Source organism: Novosphingobium sp. B-7 (assembly GCF_000410615.1).
GTDB classification, from domain to species: Bacteria; Pseudomonadota; Alphaproteobacteria; order Sphingomonadales; family Sphingomonadaceae; genus Novosphingobium; species Novosphingobium capsulatum.
Genome location: NZ_APCQ01000697.1, coordinates 1 through 3,817, shown reverse-complemented (window position 1 = coordinate 3,817; position 3,817 = coordinate 1). Strand labels below are relative to the sequence as shown.

Sequence of the window (3,817 nt, the reverse complement as noted above, 5' to 3'; positions counted from 1 at the left end):
GGCGGGCGCGGCCGGCCACGAACCATCGGCCCCGCCGCTGCCACCGGGCGGCGCGCCGCCGATCTATGACAAGGTCGGCATGGAATGGGTGATGGATATCCTGCCGTTCTGTTCGCAGCCCGAATACATGGGCAGCGCCCAGGACCAGGTGGCGTCAGACGGCTATCGCAACGATGTCTGGCCGATCATCGGCGGCGTGTTCCAGGGCCGGGGGATCAAGGGAACGGTGATCCCCGGCGGTGGCGATTTCCCGGTGGTGCGCCCCGATGGCGTAGTGGTGGTCGATGCGCTCTATCGCCTGAAAACCGACGATGGGCAGCAGATCATCATCCACAACAAGGGCCTGGGCTATACCGAGCAGAAGTATCGCCTGCTGCCAACCTTCGAAGTGCCGGGTGCCAAGTATGCCTGGCTGCGCGAATCCGTGTTCGTCGCCACGCTGACCTTTCCCATTCCGCCATCGATCAAGGCGCCCGATTTCGGCCCCAATGCCAATGGTCGCCTGATCCAGGTTTTCCGCATGACCTGACGCGAAAGGCACTCCCGCTGCGATGCCAGAGGCGCTAGGCACAGACTATGCTCGTCCGCTCGCTTCTGCTCGCCGCGCTTTGCGCCTCTGCCACTTCCGCGCTGGCGCAAGCGGCGCCGGATAGCACCGTCCCAGCCAGCACCGTTTATGTGCGCGCCGGGCGCCTGGTCGATCCGGAAAGCGGCCAGGTTCTGACCAGCCGCCTGATCCGGGTAGAGCAGGGCCGGGTGGCGGCGATCACTGCCGATGGCCCCGGCGCGGCGGCGATCCCGGTGGGGGCGCGGGTGATCGACTGGAGCGGCTATACCGTGCTGCCCGGCCTGATCGACATGCACGTGCACCTGGCTGACATGGACCAGTCGGAAAACGTCGCCGAACCGCTGCTGCATTCGGCCATGGAAATTGCCTATGTCGGCGCGCGCAACGCCCGCACCACGCTGATGGCCGGCTTCACCACGGTGCACAATTGCGGCAATTTTCGCGCCTATGCCGATGTGGAACTGCGCAATGCGATCAACCGCGGCGATGTGATCGGCCCGCGCATCAGCGCGGTGGGCGCCTATGTGACGATTCCCGGCGGCGGTGGCGAAGTGACCGGCTTTGCGCCCGATGTGGAAGTGCCGGCCGACATGCGCGCCGGCGTGGTGGCCGATGCCGCCGATACCACGCGCAAGGTCAACGCGCTGTTCCAGCATGGCGCGGATTCGATCAAGCTGATCGCGACGGGTGCCGTGCTCGCCCAGGGGACGGAGCCGGGCCAGCAGGAATTGAGCGAGGACGAGATGCGCGCCGCGGTCACCGTGGCCAAGGCGCGCGGATCGTGGGTTACCGCCCATGCCCACGGTGCCACCGGCATCAAATCGGCCATGCGCGCCGGGGTCAAGGCGATCGAGCATGCCAGCCTGATCGATGACGAGGGCATTGCCATGGCCAAGGCCAAGGGCGTGTGGCTCGACATGGATATCTACGATGGCGACTATATCGCCGACTATGGCCGGGCCCACCACTGGCCGGCCGACATGCTGCGCAAGAACGACGATACCACGCAGGCCCAGCGCGATGGCTTTGCCAAGGCGGTCAAGGCCGGGGTCAAGCTGTCGTTCGGCACCGATGCCGGGGTCTATCCCCACGGCCTCAACGCCCGCCAGTTCAAGTACATGGTCCGCTATGGCATGACGCCGATGCAGGCGATCCAGGCCGCCACCACGGTTTCGGCAGATCTGCTCGGGTGGAGCAAGGACGTGGGCGCGCTGTCGCCCGGCCACTATGCCGACATGATCGCGGTCAAGGGTGATCCCCTGGCCGACATTTCGGTGCTGGAGCATGTCGATCACGTGATCAAGGGCGGCGATGTGGTGAAGTGAGCGCGCGGCTTCCACCACCCCCCGACCCGTTCCTCTAAAGAGTAGGGGGGAGGAATTACAATATCTTATACCCCCTCCTCTTCAGAGGAGGGGGTTTGGGGGTGGTGGAAACCTGGCCCCAAGCTATGCTTGGACAGACGCTGCCCAAGTCTCTATTCCAGCGGCCGATTCCTTCCCCCCAATGGAACAAAGCCCAGCATGAGCGACCAATCCGACAAGCCCGCCGGCCCCGCCCTCGATCGCCGCAGCCTTTTGGCCGGGCTTGCCATTACCGGCGCTGCCGCCGGGGTTGATGCCGCGGCTGCCGCCCCGCGCGCCGGGGCCGGAAGCCGCGCCAAGGTTGATGCCGCGCTGCGCGCCAAGATCGATACGGTCGTGGTGATCTATGCCGAAAACCGCAGCTTCAACAATCTCTTCCCCGATTTTCCGGGGCTGCAGCAGCCGCTTTCCGCCGTGCCGGCCGAGCGGGCCCGGCAGCGCGATCGCGATGGCCGCGTGCTCGAAACCCTGCCCAAGGTCTGGGAAGGCATGGTGCCCGACAAGCAGGTGGTGGAGCACGCCGAGTTCCATATCGACGAAGACGCCATCACCGGCCTGCCCAATGCGCCCTTTGCGCTCAAGACGCCCGAAGGCGATCCGCTGCCCCATGGCGTGGTGACGCGTGACCTGATCCACAGCTTCTACAACAACCAGTGGCAGATCAACGGCGGGCGCAACGATGGCTTCGTCGCTTGGGGCGATAGCGGCGCTTTGGTCATGGGCCATTATGGCGATGTGCGGGCCAACCTGCGGCTGTGGCAGGTGGCGCGCGAATTCACCCTATGCGACAATTTCTTCATGGGCGCTTTCGGCGGCTCGTTCCTCAACCACCAATACCTGGTTGCCGCCACGCCGCCCTATTACCCGGACGCTGACAAGAGCCCGGCGAAAGACCGCGTGGTCAAGCTTGATCCGGCCTATACCGATCCGCCGCGGCCGCTGCTCAAGCCCGGTACGCCAGCCAGCGCCATGGACGGCCCGGTGCAGTTCGTGGCGGATTCGATTACGCCCGATCACCGCGCGGTCAACACCATGCTGCCGCCCTATCTGCCCACCTACCAGGCTGATCCGGCACGGCCGGGGATGGCCCTGGTCACCGCGCAGACCCTGCCGCCGCAGACCCATGCCCACATCGGCGATCGGCTGACCGAAGCCGGCGTGGAGTGGGCGTGGTACGCCGGCGGCTGGGCCGAGGCGATGGCCGGGCGTGCCAACAGCGCGGCATTCCCCTCGCGCCCCAATTTCCAGCCGCACCACCAGCCGCTGAACTATTTCGCCAACCTGGCGCCGGGCACGGCGGCGCGCGAACGCCATCTGCGCGATGGCGGCATGGGCGAAACCGCGCGCACCAACCTGTTCCTGGCCGATGCCGCGGCGGGCAAGCTGCCGGCCGTCACGTTCTACAAGCCGCAGGGCAACCTCAACATGCACGCCGGCTATTCCGACGTGGATGCCGGCGATCGCCATATCGCCGGGGTCGTCGATGCGCTCCGCCGCTCGCCGCAGTGGGACAAGATGCTGGTGATCATCACCTTCGATGAAAACGGCGGCTGGTGGGACCATGTCGCCCCACCCAAGGGCGATCGCTGGGGGCCGGGCACGCGCATTCCCGCGCTGATCGTCTCGCCCCACGCTCGGCGCGGCCACGTCGATCACACTGTCTATGATACCGGCTCGATCGCGCGCTTCCTGGTGCGGCGCTTTGGCCTCAAGACCCTGCCGGGCCTGGTCGAGCGGGACAAGGCGATGATCGCCGCAGGCGGACCGCCGCCCGGTGACCTGACCGGCGCGCTGATCGTCTGATCAGCGCTGCCGGCGCCGCCGCTCAGGCGGCGGTGTCGGTCTGCGCCGCCTGTGGGGCTGGGCTGGGCGTTGGCGTGGGCTG

At 66.7% G+C, this 3,817-nt stretch carries 3 protein-coding genes; all 3 read left to right on the top strand.

All coding sequences use genetic code 11. The features are described from left to right. A partial coding sequence (locus tag H926_RS30745) for a DUF3237 family protein (RefSeq protein ID WP_022675732.1) occupies nt 1–529 on the top strand: 529 nt, incomplete at its 5' end. Between the two features lie 47 nt (nt 530–576). After that, complete coding sequence (locus tag H926_RS0107385; RefSeq protein WP_022675731.1) at nt 577–1,893, top strand: amidohydrolase family protein; 1,317 nt, start codon at nt 577–579, stop codon at nt 1,891–1,893. Nucleotides 1,894–2,091: 198 nt separating this feature from the next. Then, on the top strand, nt 2,092–3,735 hold the full coding sequence (gene acpA / locus H926_RS0107380) for an acid phosphatase (RefSeq protein WP_022675730.1): 1,644 nt from the start codon (nt 2,092–2,094) through the stop codon (nt 3,733–3,735). The last annotated feature ends 82 nt before the right edge of the window (nt 3,736–3,817 follow it).